The 25,851-nt window shown below is 70.4% G+C and carries 22 protein-coding genes; 16 read left to right on the forward strand and 6 right to left on the reverse strand.

Translation table 11 applies throughout. From position 1 onward, the window contains the following. Positions 1-48: 48 nt before the first annotated feature. From DOE79_RS19915 to DOE79_RS19930, 4 genes are all read left to right on the forward strand, one after another. On the forward strand, positions 49-1,017 hold the full coding sequence (locus DOE79_RS19915; RefSeq protein ID WP_120339988.1) for an AAA family ATPase: 969 nt from the start codon (positions 49-51) through the stop codon (positions 1,015-1,017). After that, positions 1,014-2,315: a DUF58 domain-containing protein gene (locus DOE79_RS19920; protein ID WP_120339989.1), complete on the forward strand. Its 1,302-nt coding sequence runs from the start codon at positions 1,014-1,016 to the stop codon at positions 2,313-2,315. Before DOE79_RS19915 ends, DOE79_RS19920 begins: the two co-directional genes overlap by 4 nt. After that, positions 2,312-5,020, forward strand: a complete 2,709-nt coding sequence (locus tag DOE79_RS19925; RefSeq protein ID WP_120339990.1) for a transglutaminase TgpA family protein — start codon at positions 2,312-2,314, stop codon at positions 5,018-5,020. The genes DOE79_RS19920 and DOE79_RS19925 overlap by 4 nt, the downstream gene beginning before the upstream one ends. 291 nt (positions 5,021-5,311) lie before the next feature. Then, positions 5,312-5,878: an FHA domain-containing protein gene (locus tag DOE79_RS19930; RefSeq protein ID WP_162942863.1), complete on the forward strand. Its 567-nt coding sequence runs from the start codon at positions 5,312-5,314 to the stop codon at positions 5,876-5,878. Between the two features lie 68 nt (positions 5,879-5,946). Here DOE79_RS19930 and DOE79_RS19935 read toward each other — a convergent pair whose 3' ends face one another. Further along, positions 5,947-7,626, reverse strand: coding sequence for an MFS transporter (locus tag DOE79_RS19935; RefSeq protein ID WP_120339992.1), 1,680 nt, complete (start codon positions 7,624-7,626; stop codon positions 5,947-5,949). 229 nt (positions 7,627-7,855) lie between these two features. Here DOE79_RS19935 and leuC point away from each other — a divergent pair, with 229 nt between their 5' ends. The 6 genes from leuC to DOE79_RS19965 all read left to right on the forward strand — a co-directional run bounded on the left by leuC (position 7,856) and on the right by DOE79_RS19965 (position 14,344). Continuing rightward, positions 7,856-9,343: a 3-isopropylmalate dehydratase large subunit gene (gene leuC / locus DOE79_RS19940; RefSeq protein WP_066596255.1), complete on the forward strand. Its 1,488-nt coding sequence runs from the start codon at positions 7,856-7,858 to the stop codon at positions 9,341-9,343. Between the two features lie 10 nt (positions 9,344-9,353). Next, positions 9,354-9,962, forward strand: coding sequence for a 3-isopropylmalate dehydratase small subunit (gene leuD, locus DOE79_RS19945; RefSeq protein ID WP_120339993.1), 609 nt, complete (start codon positions 9,354-9,356; stop codon positions 9,960-9,962). 83 nt (positions 9,963-10,045) lie between these two features. Continuing rightward, positions 10,046-11,374, forward strand: coding sequence for a UDP-N-acetylglucosamine 1-carboxyvinyltransferase (murA, locus tag DOE79_RS19950; RefSeq protein WP_120340457.1), 1,329 nt, complete (start codon positions 10,046-10,048; stop codon positions 11,372-11,374). A gap of 7 nt (positions 11,375-11,381) precedes the next feature. Further along, positions 11,382-12,194: a lysophospholipid acyltransferase family protein gene (locus DOE79_RS19955; protein WP_245977035.1), complete on the forward strand. Its 813-nt coding sequence runs from the start codon at positions 11,382-11,384 to the stop codon at positions 12,192-12,194. Then, entirely contained in the window at positions 12,184-13,311 is a 1,128-nt protein-coding gene (locus DOE79_RS19960; protein WP_245977036.1) for an NAD(P)H-dependent glycerol-3-phosphate dehydrogenase, read from the forward strand. The genes DOE79_RS19955 and DOE79_RS19960 overlap by 11 nt, the downstream gene beginning before the upstream one ends. Continuing rightward, positions 13,214-14,344 (forward strand): D-alanine--D-alanine ligase family protein, encoded by a 1,131-nt coding sequence (locus DOE79_RS19965; protein WP_120339994.1) that lies wholly within the window; start codon positions 13,214-13,216, stop codon positions 14,342-14,344. The genes DOE79_RS19960 and DOE79_RS19965 overlap by 98 nt, the downstream gene beginning before the upstream one ends. Positions 14,345-14,395: 51 nt before the next feature. Here DOE79_RS19965 and DOE79_RS19970 read toward each other — a convergent pair whose 3' ends face one another. From DOE79_RS19970 to DOE79_RS19980, 3 genes are read right to left on the reverse strand one after another with little or no spacing between them, the layout of a single operon-like run. Further along, positions 14,396-14,716: a DMT family transporter gene (locus tag DOE79_RS19970; RefSeq protein ID WP_120339995.1), complete on the reverse strand. Its 321-nt coding sequence runs from the start codon at positions 14,714-14,716 to the stop codon at positions 14,396-14,398. After that, positions 14,716-15,105, reverse strand: a complete 390-nt coding sequence (locus DOE79_RS19975; RefSeq protein ID WP_120339996.1) for a DMT family transporter — start codon at positions 15,103-15,105, stop codon at positions 14,716-14,718. Before DOE79_RS19975 ends, DOE79_RS19970 begins: the two co-directional genes overlap by 1 nt. Before the next feature lie 2 nt (positions 15,106-15,107). Then, complete coding sequence (locus tag DOE79_RS19980; RefSeq protein WP_120339997.1) at positions 15,108-15,689, reverse strand: DUF3515 domain-containing protein; 582 nt, start codon at positions 15,687-15,689, stop codon at positions 15,108-15,110. A gap of 24 nt (positions 15,690-15,713) precedes the next feature. Here DOE79_RS19980 and thiL point away from each other — a divergent pair, with 24 nt between their 5' ends. Further along, positions 15,714-16,724 carry a thiamine-phosphate kinase gene (gene thiL, locus DOE79_RS19985; RefSeq protein WP_120339998.1) on the forward strand — a complete coding sequence of 337 codons (1,011 nt, stop codon included), beginning with the start codon at positions 15,714-15,716 and terminating at the stop codon, positions 16,722-16,724. A gap of 33 nt (positions 16,725-16,757) precedes the next feature. Here thiL and DOE79_RS19990 read toward each other — a convergent pair whose 3' ends face one another. Together DOE79_RS19990 and rsmD are read right to left on the reverse strand one after the other, a co-directional pair. Next, positions 16,758-17,345 carry a flavodoxin domain-containing protein gene (locus tag DOE79_RS19990; protein ID WP_220094267.1) on the reverse strand — a complete coding sequence of 196 codons (588 nt, stop codon included), beginning with the start codon at positions 17,343-17,345 and terminating at the stop codon, positions 16,758-16,760. A 54-nt stretch (positions 17,346-17,399) separates the two neighbouring features. Beyond that, complete coding sequence (gene rsmD, locus DOE79_RS19995; protein ID WP_120339999.1) at positions 17,400-17,975, reverse strand: 16S rRNA (guanine(966)-N(2))-methyltransferase RsmD; 576 nt, start codon at positions 17,973-17,975, stop codon at positions 17,400-17,402. An 84-nt stretch (positions 17,976-18,059) separates the two neighbouring features. On the opposite strand from rsmD, the gene DOE79_RS20000 reads away from it, so the two are divergent. From DOE79_RS20000 to DOE79_RS20020, 5 genes are all read left to right on the forward strand, one after another. Continuing rightward, positions 18,060-20,303 (forward strand): ATP-dependent DNA helicase RecG, encoded by a 2,244-nt coding sequence (locus DOE79_RS20000; protein WP_120340000.1) that lies wholly within the window; start codon positions 18,060-18,062, stop codon positions 20,301-20,303. Between the two features lie 102 nt (positions 20,304-20,405). Beyond that, the gene (coaD, locus tag DOE79_RS20005; protein ID WP_066596241.1) at positions 20,406-20,894 is read left to right on the forward strand and encodes a pantetheine-phosphate adenylyltransferase; all 489 of its coding nucleotides are present in this window, start codon (positions 20,406-20,408) and stop codon (positions 20,892-20,894) included. Positions 20,895-21,052: 158 nt separating this feature from the next. Beyond that, positions 21,053-21,988: an AAA family ATPase gene (locus DOE79_RS20010; RefSeq protein ID WP_245977351.1), complete on the forward strand. Its 936-nt coding sequence runs from the start codon at positions 21,053-21,055 to the stop codon at positions 21,986-21,988. A 52-nt stretch (positions 21,989-22,040) separates the two neighbouring features. Then, entirely contained in the window at positions 22,041-23,420 is a 1,380-nt protein-coding gene (locus DOE79_RS20015; RefSeq protein WP_162942864.1) for a DUF58 domain-containing protein, read from the forward strand. After that, complete coding sequence (locus DOE79_RS20020) at positions 23,417-25,843, forward strand: transglutaminase TgpA family protein (RefSeq protein WP_120340003.1); 2,427 nt, start codon at positions 23,417-23,419, stop codon at positions 25,841-25,843. Before DOE79_RS20015 ends, DOE79_RS20020 begins: the two co-directional genes overlap by 4 nt. Positions 25,844-25,851 lie beyond the last annotated feature (8 nt).

A 25,851-nucleotide genomic window follows, 5' to 3' on the forward strand; every position in this document is an offset into this window, starting at 1 on the left:
CTCCAGCCCGATCGACCTGACCACGACCAACAGAACGGACACCATCGAATGAGCGTCACACAGGAACAGGCAGACTGGTTCGCCGAGGCGTTCGGCAAGCTCGTGGGTAACGTCGAGCAGGCCATTCTGGGCAAGGAGCACGTGATCCGGCTCGTCGTCGCCGCCATGCTCACCAACGGCCACGTGCTGCTGGAGGACTTCCCCGGAACGGGCAAGACCGTGCTCGCCAAGGCCCTGGCGAACACACTGGACGGCACGCACTCGCGCATCCAGTTCACGCCCGACCTGCTGCCCTCCGACGTCACCGGTGTGACCATCTACGACCAGGGCAAGGGTGTCTTCGAGTTCCACAAGGGACCGATCTTCGCGTCCATCGTGCTGGCCGACGAGATCAACCGGGCCAGCCCCAAGACCCAGTCGGCGCTGCTGGAGGTCATGGAGGAGGGCCGGGTCACCGTCGACGGCGTCAGCCACGAGGTGGGCAGCCCGTTCATGGTCATCGCCACGCAGAACCCCGTCGAGCAGGCCGGCACCTACACGCTGCCCGAGGCGCAGTTGGACCGGTTCCTGTTCAAGACCTCCCTCGGTTACCCGGACCATGACACCGCGGTCACGCTGCTGCTCGACTCCTCGAACCGTGCACGGGATGCCGGCATCACGCCCATCATCGCGTCCAGCTCCGTCGTGACCATGGCGCAGCTGGCCTCAGAGGTCTTCGTCGACGCCGCGGTGCTCGGCTACCTCAACGAGATCGTCACCGCCACCCGCACCGACGTGTCCTCCACCCTCGGCGTCAGCATGCGCGGCGCCCTGGCTCTCGCCCGCGCCGCCAAGACCTGGGCGCTGTCCCAGGGGCGCACCTTTGTCACCCCCGACGACATCCGCGACCTCGCCGTGCCCGTGCTGGCCCACCGCATCATGGTCGACCCCGAGGCCGACTTCGCCGGCGTCACGGCCGAAGAGATCGTCAACCGCATCCTGGTCGAGGTAGCTCCTCCCGCCTTCCGCGCCGCATGACGCTCCGCACCGAGCGTTCCCCCCAGAGACCCTCTCCGGCCGTCCACGCCCTGAGGTCGCTGGGGCGCGCGCTCGGGGCGGCTGCCGCCAATGTGTGGCGCCTGGCCCGGCAGCTGGCCGCACTCGTGCTGGCGCGCATCCGCCCGGTCACCGACGTGGTCGGCCCGGCCGGACGCTTGGTGTTCCTGGTGGCTGTGCTCGCCTTCGTCGTGAGCGTGATGTTCGGCTGGGTGGAATTCACCTATCTGGCCAGCACACTCCTCGCGGCGCTCGTGGTCGCCGTGCCGTTCATCGTGGGGCGGGCCACCTACAGCGTCGACCTGCAGCTCAACCCGCACCGTGTGGTGGCGGGGGAGCGGGCCCTTGGCCAGATGACCGTCACCAACTCCGGCGAACGCGCCCTGCTGCCGGCCCGGATGGAACTGCCCGTGGGCAGCGGTCTGGCGGAATTCGTGATCCCCGGCCTCGCGCCGGCGGCCGAACACGACGAGCTCTTCGCCGTGCCCACCCACCGCCGCGCCGTCATCGTGGCCGGGCCCGCCATCTCGGTGCGCGGGGACCAGCTCGGCCTGCTGCGCCGCACGGTGCGCTGGACCGAAGCCGTCGAGCTGTTCGTGCACCCGGTGACCACCCGGATCGCCTCCTCGGCCGCCGGCCTGATGCGAGACCTCGAGGGCGAGATCACCAAGAAGATCACCAGCGACGACATCTCCTTCCACGCCCTGCGCGCCTACGAACCCGGCGACGCCCTGCGTAATGTGCACTGGCGCACCTCCGCGCGCACCGGCCAGCTCATGGTGCGCCAGTTCGAAGAGACCCGGCGCACCCAACTCACCCTCGTGCACAGCGCCGAGAACCGCTATTACGCCTCCGAGGACGAGTTCGAGCTGGCCGTCTCGGTCACGGCCTCGTTGGCCCTGCGCGTCATCCGCGACGGCACCGGACTGAGCGTCGTGAGCGAGAAGCTGGCCCTGCGGACCGCCACCCCGGTGGCTCTGCTCGACGACTCGTCCCGCATCGAACCGGTGAGCGACCTCTTTCCGGGCCTGCGCGAGTTCGCCCGCGCCGCCACCCGCCGGCTCCCGCCGCCCAGTGTCGTGATGATCGTCGCAGGCTCCACGATCGACCTCACCGAGTTCCGCGCCGCGCAGACCCTGTTCGGCAAGGATGCGACCACGCTCGCCTTCCGGATCGAGCCGGGCGCGCAGTCCCGGTTGTCCACAGTGTCCGGCCTCACCGTCGTCACCATCGGCGATCTGGCCGATCTGCCCAAACTCCTCCGACGGGTACACCGATGAGCCGTTCAGATCCCACCCCGCGCACCTCGACGCCGCAGAGCACGACCGCACCGGCCTCGCCCGGCCCGGTCCGGGCCCGGCTGGCCGCCCTGCGCGCGTTCCCGTCCGCGGCCTGGGCGGATGTCGCGGTGCTCAGCCTGCTCTCGCTCCTCGGGGTCCTGGGCCTGGAGACCTCCTTCGGTGACTACAACTTCCTCGTGGCGGGGCTCGGCGGCCTGATCGTGGGCACCGGCGCCGCCGTTCTCGGCTACGCCCTGCGGTTGGGCGTCGTCACCAACGTCCTCCTGGCGATCCTGGTCTATTTCCTCCTCGGCACCCCGTTCACCATGCCCGGCGAGGCCCTGCTGGGCGTGCTGCCCAGCGTCTCGTCCACCGCCGGTCTCGCCCTCGGCGCGGTCTTCGGCTGGGCCGACATCGTCACCCTCGGCACCCCCGTCGAGGCCCCGTACTACATGCCGGTGCTGCCGTACTTCGCGGCCTGGCTGGTCGCGCTGGTCGCCACCATGCTCGCCAGCCGCTGGCTGCCCCGGCACCGCCGAACGGTGTGGCGCACGGGCCTGCTGCTCGTCGGCCCGGTGCTGCTGTACCTCACCGGCATCCTGATGGGCACCGATCAGACCTACTTCGCGGGCCTGCGCGGTGTGGCGTTCGCCGTCGTCGCCATCGTCTGGATCGGCTGGCGGCGCAGCAACCAGGGCTCCGCCGGCCGCTCGGGCGCCGCCCTCTCCGGCGCGGATGCGGCCGGCACCCGCCGGCTCTTCCGCCGCAAGCTCATCGGCACGGCCACCGTCATGCTCGGTGCGGTGCTCATCGGCGCCCTCGTCGGCGGCTTCCTCGCCCCGAACCCGAAGGACCGGTTCGTGCTGCGCGAGGAGATCCAGCCGCCGTTCGACCCGTTGGAGTTCTCCAGCCCGCTTGCGGGCTTCCGCCAGTACACCAAGACGCTGGCCGACACCCCGCTGTTCACCGTGACGGGCCTCAAGCCCGGCGAGGTGTTGCGGCTGGCCAGCATGGACGCCTACGACGGCAAGCTGTGGAACGTGGCCGCGCCCGACACCCTCGTCGGCGGGTCCGGCAGCTTCCGGCTCGTGGGACGCACCATCCCTGCGCCCGCGCTGGCCACCAGCATCCAGGACAGCACGGTCACCATCGACGTGCTCGGCTACGAGGATGTCTGGCTGCCCGGTGTGGGCTACCCGACCACGGTGGACTTCGACGACGCCGGCAGCCAGGCCGAGTCAGAGAGCCTGCGTTACAACAGCGACAGCGGTACCGCCGTGCTCACGAGCGGGGTGGAACCCGGCTACGAGTACACCGTGAACGCCCAGTTGCAGCAGACCTACCGCGACGAAGACCTCCAGAACGTTCCCGTCGCCGATGTCACCCTGCCGGCCGTGCAGAACATCCCGGATGTCGTCGTGGCCAAGGCCATCGAATTCTCCGGCGGCACCGACACCCCCATCGACAGTCTGCGCGCCATCGAACAGTCCCTGAAGACCAAGGGCTTCCTCAGCCACGGCCTGGCCTCCGACGGTATCCCATCCCGGGCCGGTCACGGCGCCGACCGGCTGAACGAGCTCTTCACCCGCACCCAGATGGTGGGCGATGAAGAGCAGTACGCGGCGGCCATGGCCCTGATGGCCCGCAGCCTGAACTACCCGGCCCGCGTGGTCATGGGCTTCGCACCCGAGGTGGCCGAGGACGCCGCGAGCGTGGAGGTCACCGGTACCGATGTGACAGCCTGGGTGGAAGTCGCGTTCGAGGGGATCGGCTGGGTGCCCTTCTACCCGACCCCCGATCAGACGGATGTGCCCCAGGACCAGACCCCGAAGCCCAAGACCGAGCCGCAGCCGCAGGTGCGCCAGCCCCCACGCATGGACAACGAGGCCGACGACCTGCTCACTGCCGTGGAGATCGACGACACCAAGAACGAGACCAAGGACAAGGACTTCGTACTGCCCGTCTGGGCGTGGATCGCCATCGGCGTCGTCGGCATCCCGCTGCTGCTCCTGGGCCTCCCATTGCTCATCGTGGCGCTGCTCAAGTCCCGGCGCCGGCGCCGGCGCAAGACCCGGGGAACGGGCGATCAGCGCGCCGCCGGGGCCTGGTCGGAACTGACCGACGGTTTCGCCGAGCTCGGCTACGACGTGCCCCGCGACTCCACCCGCCGCCAGGTGGCTGCGAGCCTGGACAGCCAGCTCATCGCTCAGCTCTCCACCCGGCCCGAGGCGGCCGGTGCTGAGTTGACGAGTGCTGAGTTGACGAGTGCCGAGCTGACGAGTGCCGAGCCGGCAGATGTCGAACCGGCACGTCTGGAGCCGGCGGGCGTTGCCCCGGTGGACGAGACACCCTCTGACGCGCCGGCCGCTGCCGCGCCGGCGGTACCCCGGACGAAGCCGGCCCGGTCTGCTCCGGCCCGAACGCTGAACCTCATCGACGCGGCCGAGGTCGTGGCGGCCCACCGGCTGGTGCCCGTGGCCGACGCCGTCGACAGCGCGGTGTTCGGCGGTCGCCAGATCGACGACGAGGCCGTTGACGAGACCTGGGCCCAGGCACTGGCGTCCCTCGCCACGGCGAGTGCGTCGGCTGGCCGGTTGCGCCGCCTGTTCGCCCGGTTCCGGCTGCGCTCCAAGCGCGACTGGAGCCAGGTCAATCTCCGCGGGTCCCGCGAGGGTTCCCGGGGCTCCGCACGAGGCCGAAGGTAGGGTTGCACGGTGGACACACCAGTGGATAAGCCGGATTTCATCGTTCCCCCTCCGGGCCTGTTCCCCGCCGTCGACGACCGATCGGACGCCCGCGGAGCCGGGTCCCCGGCCCAAGCCGCCGCAGCGCCTCACGCGGTGACCCCGATGCCGGGAGAGCTGCCGCCCGTCGAGCCCGCCCGGAGCCCGGCAGACGGACCCGCAGCGGATACCCGTATCGCACCGCCGGCCGTTTCTGTTGCGCCCGCACCGGCCGGAGGCCCAGCCGGAACGCCAGCCGCAGGTTCGCCGTCGATGATGACCATCCCGGCGTTCCTTCCCGCGCCGCTCGGCACCCTCCCGGTGCCGCCCCGGGCCGCGCCGATCGCACCCGTCGTCCCGGCCGCACCCGTCGTCCGTGCCGGACCCATGACCCCGGCAGGCCAGGCCGCACCTCCCGCACCATCCGTCGCAGCCTCGGCCGCAGCGCCGCCGACGGCTCCGCACACCATCACCCCTGCAGCGCCGCCGGCTGCCCCGCCCGCCACCCGGGCCGGGTGGACGCTTCGGCTCGCAGACGGGCAGACCGTTCCGGTGACGGGGTCCCTCGTGCTCGGTCGCGACCCGGTGCCGGTCACCCGGCGTGCGGCCACCATGGTCAGCGTGCAGGACCCGGCGTTCTCGGTCTCCAAGTCGCACGCCCTGGTGGAACTCTCCGCCTCGGGCGAACTCACGGTCACCGACCTGCACTCCACCAACGGGGTCAGCCTGGCCGACGCCGCCGGGCAGCGCCTGCCGCTGGACCCGGGCATCCGCACGGTCCTCAGCGACGGCGCCCACCTGCTGCTCGGCGAGTTCGGGGTCGAGGTCTCCCGGGCCTGACTGCTCCCGAAACGGAAACGTGGGCCCGGTGCGCCGGGCCCACGTGTCCGAACGGGGACCGGTTGTTCCTACGGCTCGGTGTCCGCTTCCGCTCCGTTCTGCGGCGACGATCCTGCCGGTGTCGGGGTGTTCGAGAGCGGCGGTGTCCTCGGCAGTCTCAGGGCGGCGCCGAAGCCGAGCAGGCCGGCCAGAGCGAGGCCGGCATAGACCACGGTCAGCGCGGTCTGCCTGGCCTCGGCGTTGATCGTGATCATCGCGTCCTGCTGATCAGCGGGGTACTCCGAGATCGCGGTGCGGAGTTGGGTATCGCTGATGATCTGCGCTTTTTCCGTCACCGCGGTGTCCAGCTGTGACTGCTCCGACGAGGTGAACGCCGGGCTCTCGTCGATGAGGGTCGTAGCGGTCAGTACGAATACCGACAGGATCAGCGCCCCGGCAATGGCCGTGCCGAGGGACGCGCCGATGTTCTGCGCGGTGTTGATCACCCCGGATGCCTCATTGGACCGCTTCGGCGGCACCGACGACATGATGAGATTCTGGTTCTGGGAGGCGATGGTGCCGGCGCCGAATCCGACCAGCGCCAGTCCGAGGACGAACTCGGTGCCGCTCGTGGCATCCCGTGCCAACAGGCCCATCGCTGCGGCACCGAGCACGATGATGGCGAACCCGGCGAGGATGACCGAACGAGGGGCGAAGCGGCGGCTGAGCAGCCGCCCGCTGACCGCGGCCGCGAGCAGAACGGCCAGGGACAGCGGCAGCAGGGTGAGCCCGCTCTGGATGGCCGAGTAGTTGAGCTCCATCTGCACATAGAGGGACAACGCGAAGATCGCCCCGGTCAGTACGAGGTACTGCAGCAATTGCACGGACGTTCCCGATGAGACCGCCCGGACGCTGAACAGCGTCAGGTCGAGGAGGGTGTCGTGGTGATGCCGGTCGCGGCTTCGTTCCACCAGGATGAAGGCGATGAGGACGAGCAATCCGATCGAGACGAGGATGACGGTGGGTGAGATCTGGCCGGCGGTGAGGACGACCCGGCCGAAAATCTCCACGTCGACGCGGCTGACGAACAGGCCGTACGCCGAAGCCAGCACGATGCCCAGAACCACGGTGATGAGGCCGGCGGAGCTGAGGCTGAACCCAGCCCAGTCGAAGCGCGGTTTGCGGCCGAGGAACGGCGCATCCTTGATGATCTTCAGTTGGGTGAAGATGTACAGCGCCACGAGGAGTTCGCTGGCGAAGGCCAGCCGCCAGGACAGGTAGGAGGTGAACAGGCCGCCGATGATGGGCCCGATGCCGGCCGCGATGCCCGCGATGGCGGCAAATCCGGCGTAGGCCTTGGCCCGGGCTGGGCCTGCGGTGAAGTTCGACACGATCAGCGACATCATGGCCGGGAGCATCATGGCGGCGCCGAGACCTTCGAGGATCGACCAGCCCAGGATGAAGACACCCAGGGTGGGGGAGAGCGCGGTGATGGTCGTCCCGACGGAGTAGACGGTGAGACCGAGAACGAAGGCGCGTTTGCGGCCGATGATGTCGCCCAGCTTGGCGCCGGCGATCATGAACGCGGCCATCACCAGGGTGTATAGCGTGATGGCGTTCTGGATGCCGGTGACCGTGGTGTCGAAATCCGCCACCAGGGTCGACAATGACACGTTCATGAAGGTCGAGTCGACCACGATGATGAACTGGGCGAGCAGGATCACGACCAGCACTCGGCCGGTCTTCGCTGGAGCGACTGTCTCCGTCATGCGCACACCATACGTCGACCGGGCGCGAACTGTGAGCACAGCACCGGAACACGCGAATCAGAGGTGCTCAGGTCACAGTTCGCGACGGGTACGGGGTGCAGTGTTAGCCTATGGTGTGCTGTTTAGTCGACTTCTTCTTCTGTGCCGCGACGAGTCCCGTTTCTAAAGGCCTCACTCGTCGCGGAGTCTGTCGTTGGCTGACCACCGTTCCCGAGGAAGACGCACAAACATGACTACTGCAGTGATCACCGACGCGGCGATCGAGAGTTCCCGTCCGCGCACCCTGGCCGAGAAGGTCTGGGACAAACACCTGGTTGCCAAGGGCGAGAACGGCACGCCCGACCTCATCTACATCGACCTGCACCTCGTGCACGAGGTCACCAGCCCGCAGGCCTTCGACGGTCTACGGCTGGCCGGGCGCCCGGTGCGCCGGCCCGACCTGACGATCGCGACCGAGGACCACAACACGCCGACCCTGGCGATCGACCGGCCCATCGCCGATCTCACCAGCCGCACCCAGATCGAGACGCTCCGCAAGAATTGCGCCGAGTTCGGCATCCGCCTGCACTCGCTGGGCGACATCGAACAGGGCATCGTGCACGTGGTCGGCCCGCAGCTGGGCCTCACGCAGCCGGGTATCACCGTCGTCTGCGGCGACTCGCACACCTCCACCCACGGTGCCTTCGGCGCCATGGCGCTGGGCATCGGCACCAGCGAGGTGGAGCACGTCATGGCCACGCAGACACTGCCGCTCAAGCCCTTCAAGACCATGGCCATCACGGTCGACGGCACGCTCCGCCCCGGGGTCACGGCCAAGGACATCATCCTCGCCGTGATCGCCAAGATCGGCACCGGCGGCGGCCAGGGTTACGTGCTCGAATACCGTGGCAGCGCCATCCGCGCGCTCTCCATGGAGGGCCGCATGACCATCTGCAACATGTCGATCGAGGCCGGCGCCCGCGCCGGCATGGTCGCCCCGGATGCCACCACCTACGCCTACCTCGAAGGCCGCGCGCACGCGCCGCAGGGCGCCGACTGGGACGCCGCCGTGGAGTATTGGGACACCCTGGCCACCGACGAGGGCGCCACCTTCGACGCCGAGGTCATCCTCGACGCCGACACCCTCGAACCCTTCGTGACCTGGGGCACCAATCCCGGCCAGGGCGTGTCCCTCAGCGACACCGTGCCCAACCCCGCCGAGATCGACGACGCCAACGAGCGCAGCGCCGCCGAACGCGCCCTCGAGTACATGGACCTGGCCGCGGGAACGGCTATGAAAGACATCCACGTCGATACGGTGTTCCTCGGCTCCTGCACCAACAGCCGGGTCGAAGACCTGCGCGCCGCCGCCGAGATCATCAAGGGCAAGACCATCGCCGACGGCGTCCGGATGCTCGTGGTTCCCGGCTCCGCCCGCGTGCGGATCGAAGCGGAGGCCGAGGGCCTCGACAAGATCTTCCTCGCCTTCGGCGCCGAATGGCGCTTCGCCGGCTGCTCGATGTGCCTGGGCATGAACCCGGACCAGCTCGCCCCGGGGGAGCGCTGCGCGTCCACCAGCAACCGCAACTTCGAGGGACGCCAGGGCAAGGGCGGGCGCACCCACCTGGTCTCCCCGCTCGTCGCGGCGGCCACGGCCATCCGTGGCACCCTGTCCAGTCCGTGGGACCTCGTGCAAGACGGCACGGTTCCCGCCGGCCTCGTCCCGGCAAGCCTGTAGGAGGTCCGACATGCAGAAATTCACCACCGTCACCGGCGTGGCCGTGCCCCTGCGGCGCTCGAACGTCGACACCGACCAGATCATCCCCGCGGTGTTCCTCAAACGTGTCACCAAGACCGGATTCGAGGACGCCCTGTTCTACGGTTGGCGTCAGGATCCTGAGTTCATTCTCAACCAGGGGGCCTACCGCAACCCGCGGGTGCTGGTCGCCGGAGCCGATTTCGGCACGGGATCCTCCCGGGAACACGCCGTCTGGGCGTTGCGCGATTTCGGCTTCGACGTGGTGCTCAGCCCCCGGTTCGGCGACATCTTCCGGGGCAACTCGGGCAAGCAGGGCCTGCTCGCCGGCCAGATCAGCGAGGCCGACGCGGAGACCCTCTGGGCCGTTCTCGAGGCCGACCCCGGAATAGAATTGACGGTCGATCTGGTTGCCTGTACTGCCAGTGTCGGTGACCTCACAGTCTCATTCGAGGTCGACGAATACACTAGATGGCGACTGCTGGAAGGCCTCGACGACATCGGCCTGACTTTGCGCGACGAAGCGCGGATCGCAGAATTCGAATCCCACCGGGAGCCTTGGCGCCCCCGCACTCTCCCCGCAAGGCAGGTAAATTTGTGATCATCGTCGGCGAAACCAACCAGGTCCGCGAGACCGTCAACGACCTCTCAGAGCGTGGAAACGCGCAAAGTCACGGAGCCAATGTGGGCCTGATCGGCGACAAGATCACCATCCGCGGCGGCCGCCCCCTGGTGGGCCGCATCGAGGTCAAGGGCGCCAAGAACCTGGTCACCAAGGCCATGGTCGCGGCGCTCCTCGGTGAGACGCCCAGCATCCTGCGCGACGTGCCGAACATCAGCGACGTGCGCATCGTGCGCGGCCTGCTCGAAGCGCACGGCGTCAAGGTCACCGAGGGCGACGAGCCCGGCAGCCTGCAGCTGGACCCCGTGGACGTGGAGAGCGCGCACTACGCCGACATCGACGCCCACGCCGGCTCCTCCCGCATCCCGATCCTCTTCTGCGGCCCGCTGCTGCACCGTCTCGGCGAAGCCTTCATCCCTGAACTCGGTGGCTGCCGTATCGGCGACCGACCGATCGACTACCACCTCGAGGTACTGCGCAAGTTCGGCGCCGTCGTCGAGAAGCAGCCGGACGGCATCCGCATGTCGGCGCCGAACGGCCTCAAGGGCACCAAGGTCGAGCTGCCGTACCCGAGCGTCGGGGCCACCGAGCAGGTCCTGCTCACCGCCGTGCGCGCGGAGGGCATCACCGAGCTCAAGAACGCCGCGATCGAGCCCGAGATCATGGACCTGATCAACATCCTGCAGAAGATGGGCGCCATCATCACGGTCGACACCGACCGCGTCATCCGGATCGAGGGTGTCGACAGCCTGCAGGGCTACCAGCACCGCGCCCTGTTCGACCGCAACGAGGCCGCCAGCTGGGCCGCGGCCGCGCTGGCCACCGACGGCGACATCTTCGTCGGCGGCGCCAAGCAGGCCGAGATGCTCACCTTCCTCAACGTCTTCCGCAAGGTCGGTGGCGCTTTCGACATCCACGACGACGGCATCCGGTTCTACCACCCGGGCGGCGACCTCAAGCCCGTCATCATCGAGACGGATGTCCACCCCGGCTTCATGACGGACTGGCAGCAGCCGCTCGTGATCGCGCTCACCCACGCCCACGGCGTCTCGATCGTGCACGAGACCGTCTACGAGCAGCGCTTCGGCTTCGTCGACGCTCTCGTCGAGATGGGCGCGACCATCCAAATCCACCGCGAATGCCTCGGCGGCCACCCGTGCCGGTTCGGCCAGCGCAACTTCAACCACTCCGCTGTCATCGCCGGACCCACCAAGCTCGTCGGCGCCGACATCGAGGTCCCCGACCTCCGCGGTGGCTTCAGCCACCTCATCGCGGCCCTCACGGCCGAGGGCACCTCCACCGTGAGCAACGTGGGAATCATCAGCCGTGGGTACGAGAACTTCATCACCAAGCTGCGTCTGTTGGGGGCTGACTTCGATCTCGAAGGATAATGGCACCGTGCCAGATGCAAACGTGCCAGAGTCGACCGTGCCCGATCCCGCCTCCTCGTCGTCCCCGGTGACCCGGAAGGTCCGCTCCGAGAAGAGCAGACCGTCGATCTTCTGGCTGCTGGCCGCGTTGGTCGTTCCGGCGATGAACGTGGCGGCCCGCTATAAGATCACCGACGGCCACAAGTTCCCCCGGCAGGGCGCGTTCGTCTTCTCGCCCAACCACTACAGCGAGATCGACCCGATCGTCATGGGCATGGTGAGCTGGAAGCTCGGCCGCCTGCCGCGCTTCCTGGCCAAGGCGTCGCTGTTCAAGCTTCCCGTTGCCGGCTGGCTCCTGACGAAGTCGGGCCAGATCCCCGTGCAGCGCGGCGGATCGGTGCGCGGCAGCGAACCCGTCAAGGCGGCCAGACGCCTCGTCGAACGCGGCCAGATGGTGGTGGTCTACCCGGAAGGGTCGCTCACCCGTGACCCGGAACTGTGGCCGATGCGCGGCAAGAGCGGCGCCGTGCGCATCGCGCTCGAGCAGGGCATCCCCATCGTCCCCGCAGCGCACTGGGGTACCCAACAGCTCATGGAGCGCTACTCCAACAAGCTGCACCTGTTCCCGCGCAAGACCATCCTCGTGAAAATCGGCGACCCGCTCGACCTGGCCGAATTCCGCGGCCGCAACCTCGACACGGCAACGCTGAACGAAGCGACCGCCGTGGTGATGGATGCCATCACCGCCCTGCTCGAGGACCTCCGCCAGGAGAAGGCGCCGGTCAAGCGCTGGAACCCGTCCGAGCACGACCAGAAAGAGACCGGCCGCTTTGAAGCCTAGAGTCCAGCCAGGAACCCGGGTAGCCGTTCTCGGCGCGGGAAGCTGGGGCACCACCTTTGCCAAGATCCTCACCGACGGCGGCGCCGACGTCGTTCTCTGGGCCCGCCGCCCTGAGCTGGCGCGGGAGATCACCGAGGGCCGTCGCAACAGCGACTACCTGCCGGGCATCAACCTGCCGGTCGGGTTGCGCGCCACGTCCAGGCTCGACCTGGCCCTGGCGGGAGCCGAACACGTCTTCGTCTCGGTGCCGAGCCAGTCCCTGCGTGAGAACCTCATCCAGGCCGAACCGTTCCTGGCGCCCACCGCGACCATCGTGTCGCTCATGAAGGGCGTCGAGCGGGCGTCCGGTCTGCGGATGAGCGAGATCATCGAGCAGGTCCTGCCCATCGACCCGGCCCGCATCGCGGCCATCTCCGGACCGAACCTGGCCCTGGAGATCGCCAAGGAGCAGCCCACCGCCGCCGTGGTCTCCTCGTCCAGCCTCGAGACGGCCCACGCCGTGGCCCTGCTGGCCACCACGAAGTACTTCCGCTCCTACGTCAACACGGATGTCATCGGCACCGAGTTCGGCGGCGTGCTCAAGAACCTCATCGCCGTGGCGATCGGCATCGTCGACGGCGTCGGCTACGGCGAGAACACCAAGGCGTCGATCATCACCCGCGGGCTCGTGGAGATGACCGACTTCGCGGTGGCGTACGGCGCGCAGCCCGAGACCCTCGCGGGTCTGGCCGGCCTCGGCGACCTCATCGCCACGTGCCAGTCGCCGCTCTCCCGCAACAACACCGCTGGGCGGCTGCTGGGCCAGGGCTACAGCTACAACGACGTCATCGCCCAGATGCAACAGACCACTGAAGGGCTCGCCTCGGTCAGCCCGATCCTCGAACTCGCCCGGGCCAAGGGCGTCGACATGCCCATCGTCGAACAGGTGCGCCAGGTGCTGGCCGGTACGCTGAAGCCGCGGGATATTGCGCCGCACCTCACGACGGACTCCGGCGCACCGCAGGGTGAAAGGACCATTGATGACGGACAAACTCACGGTAGCGCTGCTGTTTGGGGGGCGGTCAAGCGAACATTCGATCAGCTGCGCCACAGCGGGCGGAGTGCTGGCCGCAATTGACCGTGACCGCTACACCGTCATCCCGGTGGGCATCACACGTGACGGCGCCTTCGTTCTCGAAGACGACGACCCGGAGAAATTCGCGCTGACCGCATCGGCCCTGCCCGAGGTGACCGACAACGGCACCAGGGTGCTCTGGCCCGACAGCGCCGGCAACCGGGAACTCAGCATCGTGGACGCCTCGGGGCGCCGCAGCCTCGGCACCGTCGACCTGGTCTTCCCGATCCTGCACGGCCCGTACGGCGAGGACGGCACTGTGCAGGGCATGCTCGAGCTCGTCGACCTGCCGTTCGTCGGCTCCGGGGTGCTCGCCTCGGCGCTCGGGATGGACAAGCACTACACCAAGACCGTGCTTCAGCACGCGTCGCTGGCCGTTGCGCCGTGGCGCACCATCACCGCCGACGACTGGGCCGAAGCGCCCGGCATGGCCTATGCGGCACTCGAGGAACTGGGCCTGCCCGCCTTCGTGAAGCCCGCCAGGGCCGGCTCGAGTGTGGGCGTGAGCCGGGTATCCAGCCCCGACCAGCTGGCCGAGGCCATGGCCGTGGCGCTGGCCGAAGACGACAAGGTGCTCATCGAGGTGGGCCTGGTGGGCCGCGAACTCGAGGTCGCCGTGCTGCAGGGCCGTCCCGGCGAGCCTACCCACGCCTCGGTCGCCGGAGAAGTCGTGGTCACCGGTCGCGACTTCTACGACTTCGCCGCCAAGTACCTGGATGCCGCCGGTATCGACCTGGTCTGCCCCGCGGTGCTGCCCGCCGATGACCTGGCCGAGATGCAGCGCATCGCCGTGCGGGCCTTCGAGGCCATCGACGCCGACGGCCTCGCCCGGGTGGACTTCTTCCTCACCGAGCAGGGCTGGGTGATCAACGAGATCAACACCATGCCCGGCTTCACGCCGATCTCGATGTTCCCCAGCTGTTGGCTGGCCAGCGGCTACACCTACCCGCAGCTGATCGACGAGCTCATCGAGGTGGCCCTGGCCCGGTCGGCGCGTCGCCGTCGCCCCGAGGCGGTCGCCGCGACAGCCGAGTAGGCACCGGCGCCGCCCGAGCGGGCGGCGCCGGTCCCGCCGGTCTAGGGGTCGTTAGTGCGCGGCGCCCAGTTCCACGAGCAACACGCCACCCATGATGAGCGCCATCCCTGCGGCCATCAGCCAGGTGAGCGGCTCACCGAAGAGCACCTTGCTGGCCAGAGCCGTCAGGGCCACGCCGACAGCGGCCCACACCCCGTACGCCACGCCGAGGGGCAGACCCGCACCGAGGGCCAGCGAGAGCAGCGAGAACGCCGCGAGGTAGCCGAGAGCCACGACCAGGTACCAGGCGCGCCGGCCGTGCACGGCCGCCCGCAGGGAGAGCGTGGCCGTGACCTCGGTGAGGATCGCGCCGGCCAGGAACAGCCAGCCCATCATGGGGCCGCCTCGGGAGGCACCGGCGGGTGACCGGCCCGGGGCCCTCTCGCTGCCGCACGTCGCACGGCCTGCTGCGAGCCGAGCTCCACGCACAGGACGCCGCCGATGATCAGCGCCATCCCGGCCAGCATCAGGGGCGTGAGTGCCTCACCGAAGATCACGGCCGCCAGCAAGGCGGTCGCGGCAACGCCCACGGCGCCCCAGATGCCGTAGGCCACCCCGAGCGGGAAGCCCCGGCGCAGCACGGCAGCCAGCAGCGCGAAGGAGCAGGCGTAGCCGGCGACGACGAGCACGTACCAGACGGGCTGGTCGAGAGCGCCCTTGAGTGACAGCGACGCTGCGACCTCGCTCGCGATCGCTCCGGCCAGGAGCAGCCAGGTCGTCACGGTCAGGGAGCGTTGCCGGGCAGGGTCACGTCGTCGGCTCCCACGCACTGCGTGGTCGCGGGCACGTTTGCGATGGCGGAGGCGAGATCCACCAGGGTGGTCGAGCCGCTCACCAGCTCGGAGTCGATGTAGACCTCGGTGGCCGGGTCGCGCCCGTAGGTCGTGTAACGGTAGCGGGGCTTGTCCGAATCGTCCTCGATCCAGTCGACGCCGTTGATGCTCACGCAGGGCAGTGTCGTGGGGCCGGGCACGTCGACACCGCAGGTGAGCAACACGGCCGTCGGGTCGCCCCAGGCACCCGTGGCCTGGGCGTTGGTCTCACGCTCTGGCTGGTCGGCCACGGTGGTCGGCAGCCGCACGATGATGTCGGCGCAGGCCGGATTCACGGCATCCGCTGCGGGCTGCATGGGGACCGCGGCAGAACAGCCGGTCAGCAGGATCGCGCCGAGCGCGACAACCCCGGCGCACGCCGTGCGCAGGCGGATGCGCCGGGGGCGGCCGGCGGCACCGCCGTGCGTCAGAGGCCGGGCCGGGCCGGGTGCCGGATGCGGTGCCGGGAACAGGGTCGTGAACGGGGGAGTCATCGCATTCAGGTTACCGTTTGAAGTATGACGAATGCCGCAGCCGTGCCCTCCTGGGCGACGGAGGACACCCTGGCCGACCTGAGCGAGGGCGAGGTTCTCGCGCGCATCTTCCCCCGGCTGCCGCAGGCGGACACCGAGCTGCTCGGCCCCGGCGACGACGCCGCGGTGCTCAGCGCCGCGGACGGCCGGTTCGTGGTGACCTGCGACATGATGATCCAGGGACCCGACTTCCGGCTGGCCTGGTCCACCCCGCACGACCTGGGCTGGAAGGCCGCCGCGACCAACCTCTCCGATATCGCCGCAATGGGAGCCCGGCCGACCGCGCTCGTCGTGGCGATCGCTGCCCCGCCGTCCACGCCTATCTCGGTGATCCTCGGCATCGCCGACGGACTCCGCGACGGCTGCGAGGCTCTCGCGCCGGGCTGCGGTGTCGTCGGAGGCGACCTCTCGGCCGCTGACGCGCTCACCCTGTCGATCACGGCGTTCGGCGACCTCGAGGGGCGGCCGCCGGTGCTGCGCTCGGGGGCCAGGCCCGGCGACGTCGTGGCGCACGCCGGGCGACTCGGCGACGCCGGCATCGGCCTTGGACTGCTGTTCCGCTTCGGCGTCGACGAGCACGGCGTGCCGAGCCGGGAGCAGGCCGATCTGCTCAAGGACCGGCACGGCGCCCTCGTCGCCGCCCAACTCGCTCCGGTTCCCCCGATCAACCTGGGGCCCGTCGCGGCCGCGGCCGGGGCGACAGCGATGCTCGACGTCTCCGACGGCCTGGCGATCGATGCGGGCCGGCTGGCGCGCGCCAGCGGTGTGGGCATCGACTTCGACTCCGCTGCACTCGGCGACAACCGGGAACTGGCGTTGGGCGGCGGCGAGGACCACGGCCTGCTCGCAACCTTCCCGCCGCACCGCCGGCTGCCCGACGGTTTCCGGCGCCTCGGCGCGGTGACCGGAGAGGCGGGCACGGTGCTCGTCGACGGCCAACCGCACACGCAGGGCGGCTGGGATCCCTACCGGGGATGGGACGGCCAGGCAGGCTAGACCGGCGCCAGACGCGGCTCGACCACCTTAGAATCACGCCTGGGCGGCAGGTCTGACCAGGCTGCGGGCGATCTCACGACCCCAGGCTTCGATCTGCGGCCAGTCGCGGAAGTCCCCGGCCGGGATCTTCTCCGCCGCTCCCGGGAACCGGCGAATGGTGCGGTGGGCCAGGCTCAGGGAGTCCGGGTCGATCGCACCGAAGAAGACCCGGTGGCCCACCGGGCGCACGGTGCTGCCGAAGTCGGCGATCTCCGCCGGAACCGTGTCGGCCAGGATGTCGGTGGCCTCGGCATCCGTCGCCGGAGTGCCCAGCGGGCCGCTGCTGAACAGCCAGACCGGATGCTCGAGCAGGGTGGGCTGGTAGCGGCGCACGAACGTTGTGGCGTCCCGGAGCCAGTGGCCCATGTACACGGCGCTGCCGATCACGAAGGCGTCGACACCGGCGACGTCCTCGGCGTGCGGGGGCTCAGCGGCGTCGTAGACCCGTACCGTGAGCCCCGCGGCCCGCAGTTCGGCGGCGATCCGCTCGGCGATCCCTCTGGTGGCGCCGTAATGGCTGGCACAGACCACGGCTACGCGCACGGGCTCGACCTTTCGGATGCGGCGGACCAAGCTGTCCACACACCACACGTTAGGCCTAAAAACGGTTGCTGACCAGCCCTCTTTGGGGGCTGGTCAGGCGGGCACCGCGACGTCGGCGTACCAGAGGGTGGTGTCACCGTAGTCCTTGCGACGTACGAGTTCGAGGCCTGGTCCCCAGACGGGTTCGGGGGAGCGCGAGGACCGCTCCACCACGACGAGGGCGTCGGGATCCAGCAACGGCACCAGCGCCGCGAGGTTGGCCGCCAGTTCGGTGTCGGGGAGGTCGTACGGCGGGTCGAGGAAGACCAGGTCGAAGCCGTCCGGCGTGCCGGCCAGGAACGACTGGACGGCCTGGCTCGACACCGAGATGGTCAACCCGGAGTTCTTCGGGGCGGCTTTCTGCACAGCCTGAGCGTTCTTGCGGCAGGTCTGGCTGGCCGCGAACCCGTTCTCGACCAGAGTCACCACCCGGGCGCCGCGGCTCGCGGCCTCGAGGCCGAGGGCGCCGGAGCCGGCATACAGATCGAGAACCCGGTAGTCGCGCACCGCGTCGCGCGCCTCGAGCGCGGAGAAGAGCGCCTCCCGCACCTGGTCGCTGGTGGGACGGGTGCCCTTGGCCGGCACGGTGAGGGTGAGGGAGCCGGCGAACCCGGCGATGATTCGCGTCATTTGTCTTCGAGCCTAGCCGCCGGGCGCTGTCCACATCCTTCGGCATCGACGGCGGGTGTCGGTGGCGACCTTTAGCATCGAAGTATGACCGGTCCGGATGCCGCCGCCACCCCGCACGGGGAGCCCGCCGCCGACGGCGCCGGCGCCCTCACCCTCGACTCCGGCCTGCGCGGAGCACTCGGCGCCGGCCCAGCGACGGCGTTGGCCAAGGCCTTCGGCATGACCACGGTCGGCGACCTGCTCAGCCACTACCCGCGCCGCTACGCCAGGCGAGGCGAGCTCACCACCCTGGCGGAGCTGCCGCTCGACGAGGCCGTCACCGTGCTCGCCGAGGTGCTCTCGGTCAGTGTTCAGGACCACGGCCGGGCGCAGCCGGGCAAGAAGGCGGTGCACCGCACGAAGGTCGTCATCTCGGACGGGCGCGGCATGCTCACCCTCACCTTCTTCAACCAACCCTGGCTGATCAAGACCCTGCGCCCTGGGATGCGGGCCATGTTCTCCGGCAAGGTCACGGTCTTCAACAAGACCCGGCAGCTGGCCCACCCCGCCTACGAAATCGTGCCGGGCAGCGACGACCCGCTGGACGCCACGATCACGCCCGCCGAGGCCATCGAGGCCCGCCTCTGGGCGGACCGGCCTATCCCGATCTACGCGGCCACCGCGGCCGTGACCAGCTGGACCATCGCGAAACAGATCGTGAAGGTGATCGAGCAGCTCGGCCCCATCGACGACCCGATCCCCGAGCGGCTGCGCCGTGAGCGCGGCCTGCTGGACCACCGGGACGCGCTCGTGCGCATCCACCGGCCGATCTCCGACGAAGAATGGAACGAGGCCAGGGACACGCTGCGCTTCACCGAGGCTTTCGTGTTGCAGTGCGTGCTCGTGCAGCAGCACACCGAACACCGCGCCCGGCGCACCCGCGCGCGGCTTCCCGTTCCCGGCGGGTTCCTCGAACGGTTCGACGCGTCCCTGCCGTTCTCCCTCACGGTGGACCAGGAACTCACGGGCGCCGAGATCCAGCGCGACCTGGGACTGACCGCGCCCATGAACCGGCTCGTGCAGGGGGAGGTCGGATCGGGCAAGACCGTCGTGGCCCTCCGCGCCATGCTCGCTGTGGCCGACTCGGGCGGGCAGTCCGCGTTGCTCGCACCGACCGAGGTGCTCGCCGGGCAGCACCTGCGATCGATGGCGCGCATCCTGGGCCCCGACCTCACGGCCGAGCTGATGCCGACCCTGCTCACCGGCCAGCTGCCCGTGGCCGAGCGACGCAAGGCACTGCTGCGCACGGTGTCGGGCCAGGCGCGCATCGTGATCGGCACGCATGCCCTGCTCAGCGACACCGTCGGATTCTTCGACCTCGGCCTGGTGGTCATCGACGAACAACACCGCTTCGGCGTCGACCAGCGTGAGGCTCTCCGGCTCAAGGCCGAACTGCCGCCGCACGTGCTGGTGCTCACCGCCACACCCATTCCCCGCACCATCGCCATGACGGTGTTCGGCGACCTCGACGTGAGCACCATCGCCATGCTGCCGGCCGGGCGCCCGGGCATCGAGACCTTCGTGGTGCCGCTCGACGAGAAGCCGGCCTGGGTACTGCGCGTCTGGCAGCGCATGGCCGAGGAACTGGCCCTCGGCCGGCAGTGCTTCGTGGTGTGCCCGGCCATCGCCCCGAAGAAGCTGGAGCAGGGCGAGGAGATCGACTTCGACGCCACCCCGATGACCACGGTCGAGGAACTGCTCGCGGACCTGAGGCGGCATCCGCTGCTCGCCGCCGCCCGCATCGAGCCGCTGCACGGCGCCATGACCGCGGACGAGAAGGATCACACCATGCGGGCGTTCGCGGCGGGGGATATCCAGGTCCTCGTCGCCACGACGGTCATCGAGGTCGGCGTCGACGTGCCCAACGCCTCGGCCATGGTCGTGATGGATGCGCACCGCTTCGGCGTGTCCCAGCTGCACCAGCTGCGCGGACGGGTGGGCCGCGGGGGAGTGCCGGGTCTCTGCCTGCTCGTGACGGCGGCACCGATCGGCAGCCCTGCCCGGGAGCGCATCGAAGCTGTCGCGAAGACCCTGGACGGCTTCGAACTGGCCCAGGTCGACCTCGAGCAGCGCCAGGAGGGCGATGTGCTCGGCCGGTTCCAGTCCGGCGGGCAGTCGTCGCTGCGGCTGCTGCGGGTCGCCACCGACGGGGACATCATCGCGGCCGCCCGTACCGCGGCCCGAGAGCTCATCGGTGGGGACCCGGAGATCCGCACCATTCCTGCGCTGCGGGCGGCCGTGCGCCGCCGGCTCGACGACTCCGAGCGCGCCTCCCTGTCCAAGGGGTGAGGCTGAGCCGCAGCCTCCGCCAGCCTGACAAAGGCCTTGACGTCCGGCCAATCCGGCCGCCCCGGGCAGCGGCTGGTGCGTGCTGGCGCTAGGGTGAACCGTATGCGCAGGATCGCCGTCGTACCTGGTTCGTTCGACCCCGTCACACTGGGGCATCTCGACGTGATCCAACGGGCGGCCGGGCTGTTCGACGAGCTCCACGTGCTCGTGGTGCACAACCCGGGGAAGTCCGCGCTGTTGCCCATCACCCAGCGGGTCTCGCTCATCGAACGGGCCATCGCCGAGGCGGGGGTGCCCGGCAACGTCATCGTCAGCTCGTGGAGCATGGGGCTGCTCGTGGACTACTGCGTCGACGTGGGCGCCAGCGTGCTCGTCAAGGGCATCCGTTCGCAGATCGACGTGGCGTACGAGACTCCCATGGCGATCGTGAACCGCAATCTCGCCGGGGTCGAGACCATCTTCATGCTGCCCGACCCCGCGCACGCCCACGTGTCCAGCTCCCTGGTGCGCCAGGTCGCCGCGCTCGGCGGCGACATCGCCCCGTACGTGCCGCCCGCCGTCGCCGCCTTCCTGAATCGGCCGCTGGCATGAGCGCCTTCCCCGGTCGTCTGGCCTCCGATGCGCCCCCGGCGGCGCACGCGGCCGTCGATGTGGCCGGGCGCGACCGGGCCGGGCCGCACGGCCTCGCCGCCGAGGCAGCCGAGACCGTGGTGGAGCTGGCCGACGTGCAGCACGCCGCCGTGGCCATCATGCGCAACGTCGAATCGGTCATCGACGGCAAGCACTCGGCCGTGCAGATCGCCCTCACTGTGCTCCTGGCCGAGGGGCACCTGCTCATCGAGGACGTGCCGGGCGTGGGCAAGACCATGCTGGCCAAGGCCCTCGCCACCTCGGTGGATTGCACGGTCAGCCGCATCCAGTTCACCCCCGACCTGCTGCCCTCCGACGTCACGGGCGTCTCCGTCTACAACCAGGCCGAACGCCGGTTCGAGTTCAAGCCCGGCGCCATCTTCGCGAACCTGGTGATCGGCGATGAGATCAACCGCGCCAGCCCCAAGACCCAGTCGGCCCTGCTCGAGTGCATGGAGGAGCGGCAGGTGACCGTGGACGGGCACAGCTATCGGCTGGCCCGCCCCTTCACCGTCGTGGCCACCCAGAACCCGATCGAGATGGAGGGCACGTACGCGCTGCCCGAGGCACAGCGCGACCGCTTCATGGCACGCATCTCGATGGGATACCCCGACCCGGCGTCCGAGCTGGCCATGCTCGACTCCCGCGACACGAGCAGCCCGCTCTCCCGGATCTCCGCCGTGGTCACCGAGGCGCAACTGCGCGGCATGATGACCGCTGCCCGCGGCGTGTTCGCCTCAGCCGCCGTGAAGGAATATGCGGTCGCCGTGGTGCGGGCCACCCGGGACGACCGCGACCTCCGGCTGGGCGCGAGTCCCCGGGCCACCCTCCAACTGATCCGGGCGGCCAAGGCCCAGGCCGCGCTGCACGGCAGGGAATACGTGCTGCCGGACGACATCGACTCGCTGGCCGTTGCCGTCCTCGGCCACCGGCTGGTGCCCACGTCCCGGGCGCTGGGGCACCGGTCGCAGGACAGCGCCCTCCTCATCGAAGAGACGGTCAGGCGGATCCTCGCGGCCACTCCGGTGCCGACCGGGTCCTCGGGCCGGCCCTAGCGGCGGTCGGGCGGCGGGATCGAGCGTCATGAGCGGATCGCAGGCAGTCAGGATGCGCCCTGGACAAGTCCCGGCCGGGCGCCGGGCCGTCCGCCGGCAGGTGCGCCCGACCCTGCGCGGGGCCCTGTTCCTGGCCGTCGGGGTTGCTGTGTTCATCACCGCCTGGGCCTACGACATCCGGGACCTCCTGTTCCTGGGCTCGGTGCTGCTCCTCGTGCCGCTCCTCTCGCTCGGGTACGTCCTCGTGCACCCGCTGCGGGTGGCCGTGGCCCGCACCTTCCGGCCGGGAACGGTCTCGGCCGGGCTGCCGGTGACCGTGGCCGTTCAGGTGCGCAACCTGGCCTCGGTGTCATTGCCCGGCCTCCGCTGGCGGGATGTGGCGGCGGGCGGCATCACCGTTCCCGCCGTGCAACCGCTGCCCGTGCTGGGCCCGGCCCGCCGGGGCCGCGGACCCGGCAGCGACACCGCGAGCGTGAGCTACCAGGTCCGTCCGCTCCGTCGCGGGGTCTACGCGGTGGGCCCCCTCATGCTCGGTCGCGCCGACCCCTTCGGCCTCGCCTACAGCGAGTGGCCGGCCGGGGCACCGCACGACCTCACGGTCACGCCCACCGTCTCGCCGCTGCCCGGCAGCGGCGTGTCCATCACCCGGGGCGAGGGCTCCCGTCACGAACGCCTCCGGCACCTCAACAACGACTCCGACGAACTCATCGCCAGGGAATACCGGCCGGGCGACCCGATGCGCCGGGTCAACTGGCCCGCCACCGCACGGCACGGCGAGATCATGATCCGGCAGGAAGAACAGCGCAGCCACCCGGAGGCCCGGGTGGTACTGGACACCGGCCGGGGCGGCCGGGCAGAGGGCCGGGAACACGATGCCGAGTTCGAGCGGGCCGTCGAGTTGACGGCGTCGATCGCGGTGCACCTCATCGACGCCGGATTCCGGTTGGATGTCGTGGAGCTCGGCCCGAGCCAGCTCGCCCCCGGCCGGTCTCGGGCGGCCGGCACCCTGGTGCCTCTGGACCCGGACGCCGGGCGGCGCGGAGGCCTGCACGGCGACGACCCGGTCTCGTTCACCGGCCCGGAGGGAGCCCTGGCCTTGGTCGACGCGCTGGCGCAGATCGCCCCGCAGGACCACGTCCCGCACCCCGACGGTGAGAACGGCCCGGGCGACGCCCGCCGGAACGCTGCGGCGTTCGGGCGGCAGATTCCGACCTTCGCCGTGCTCATCGACCTCGACGACCTGGATGCGGCGGCCCTGGCCGCCCTGCGGGGCCTGTGCCAGCCGGCCGTCGCCTTCGTCTTCGACACCCTGCGCGGCACCGTCCTCGAGCGGCTGGCCGAGGCCGGCTGGCAGTGCGTGGCGGTGACGGCCGCCACGCCCGTCGATGCGGCCTGGGCGCGGGTCGGCCAGGACCGGGCGGAGGTCCGATGACCGCGCCGGGTCGCACCCTGCCGCCCCCGGGCATCCGCCCGGGCGGACCGCCCCGGGCTGCGCCGTCAGCCAACGCGCGACGGCCGGCCCGCCGCCGGGTGCCGCCGTTGCGGTGGCCGCTCTCCGCTGCGCTCCTTGTGCTGCTCCTCGCCGGGTGCACCGCCCTGGGCGCCGTCCTGGCCGGGTCCGGCTGGTGGTGGGTGCTCCTGGTCATCGCGGCGGCGGTCCTGTCCGCCGCCGCCGGGTTCCGGCGCGCCCGGGTGCCGGCCGCTCTCGTGCCGATACTCTCGGCGGGCGCTCTGGTCGTCCTGCTCACGCTGGTCTTCGGCGGGGGAACCGGCGTGCTGTGGCTGATTCCCACCGGCGACACGTTCGCACGATTCACCGACCTAGCCACGTCCGGCGTGCGGTCGATCCAGACGCAGGGCACCCCGGCGCAGGTGCTGGACGGCATCCTGTTCCTCCTGGCCTGCGGGGTGGGCCTGCTGGCGATCCTGATGGATGTGCTGGCGATCGGGCTGCGCTGGCCCGCACTGGCGGGCATCCCCCCGCTCGTTCCCCTGGCCGTGCCCGGCTTCGTGATCGACACCGGCGCCGAGTGGGGCAGCCTCGTCGCCACCGCCGTGGTTTACCTGCTGATGCTGCGCGTGGACGCCCGGCTGCGCGGCATGGAGGCGATCCGGCAGGGCGGTTCGCTCGGCTGGAGTGCGACGTCACCTCCGGGCGCGGTCCGCGGCGCCCTCGCCATCGGCGCCATCGGTATAGCCGGCGCTCTCGTCATCGGCCTCACCGCCCCGATCGTCTCCGGCGTCACCGGCGGCTCCCGGCCGAACAGCGCCCTCTTCGGCGGGGGAGTGAGCCCGATGATCAATCTCGGCCAGGACCTGCGGCGCCCCGCGCCCACGCCCGCCCTGCACTACCGCACGACGGCCAGCGAACAGCCGTACCTGGCGCTGCTCACCCTCGACGACATCAAAGGGACTACCTGGCTGCCCCGGCCCGTGGAGATCGACCCCGAGAAGACCGTGGAGGCGATCGACGATCCGCCCGGCCTGTCCGAGGCCGTCACGCGCACCTCCGCCACCACCACCATCGCCATCGACGGCGTGAGGACCGACCTGTTGCCTGTGCCGGTGCCTGCCACCTCGGTCGACGGGCTCACCGGGGAGTGGTTCTGGAACAACGGCACCCGGGCCATCACCAGCCCGGACAGCTCCACGAGCGGTCAGCGCTACACGGTGACCTCCCTGGAGGTGCAGCCCACCCGTGAGCAGCTGCGCCAGGCCGGCGGACGGTATCCGGCGGGGATCGAGTCGAGCCTGGCCCTGCCGGAGGACACGCCGGGAATCATCGCGGAGACCGCGGGCACAGTCACGGCGGGCGCCGAATCGAACTACGACGCCGCGGTGGCCCTGCAGGACTACCTGCGCGGCAACGACTTCAGCTACGACACCGAGGCTCCCGTCGAAGACGGCTATGACGGTGGGGGCGGGGCGGTCATCGCGACCTTCCTCGAGGTGAAGCGGGGCTACTGCGTGCACTTCTCCTCGGCCATGGCCCTGATGGCTCGCAGCCTCGGCATCCCCGCCCGGATCTCCCTGGGGTACCTGCCCGGCACCCGCACCACCACGGTGGTCGGCGGGCTCAACCGGTACAACGTCGACTCAGACGACCTGCACGCGTGGCCCGAGCTGTACTTCACCGGGGTCGGCTGGGTGCCCTTCGAGCCCACGCCGGGCCGGGGGAGCGTTCCCGATTACGCGCTGCCGGAGAGCTCCGCGGTGGCGGGCGCTCCGGAAAGCGGTGGTGCCGCGCCCGTCGCCCCGCGCCCCAACGACAACCCCGGCATCACGGGCGGCCCCAGCGGCACGGTCACCGCGGCCGAAGACGACCTGCCCGGCATCTTGGCCCGGGTGGGCCTGCTCGTGGCCGCGGCCCTCGTGCTGCTGGCGGTGCCCGGCACGCTACGCGCCGTGCGTCGCCGTCGCCGGCGCCGTCTGCTGGCCGCCGACCGGGCCGGCGCCGTCCTCGCCTGGCGGGAGTTGACCGACACAGCCCTCGACCACGGTGTTTCCGTGTACGACACCCTCACCGCACGCGAGCTGGCCGCGGCCATCCGCGACCGCACGGGGGTCGGCGACACGCCGCAGGTGCGCGACGCGCTCGAACGGATGCTCGTCGCCGTCGAGCGCGCCCACTACGCCCGGCAGGCGTCAACGGCCGCCGGGGGCGCCGAACTGCTGGACGACCTGGACGCGGTCATTCGGGCGGTTCGGCAGGGAGGCAGCGCTGCCGAGCGCGTGCGGGCCACCGTCGCCCCGGCGTCCCTGGGCTCGCCCGCCCTGCGCCGCATGGGACTGGCGCGGGATACCGCGGCCGGTCCCGACGAGGGGGCGAACCAGCGCACCCCGACGGGCGCGTAGAATTTTCC

It is taken from the genome of Cryobacterium soli (assembly GCF_003611035.1).
In the GTDB taxonomy this organism is placed as follows: Bacteria; Actinomycetota; Actinomycetes; order Actinomycetales; family Microbacteriaceae; genus Cryobacterium; species Cryobacterium soli.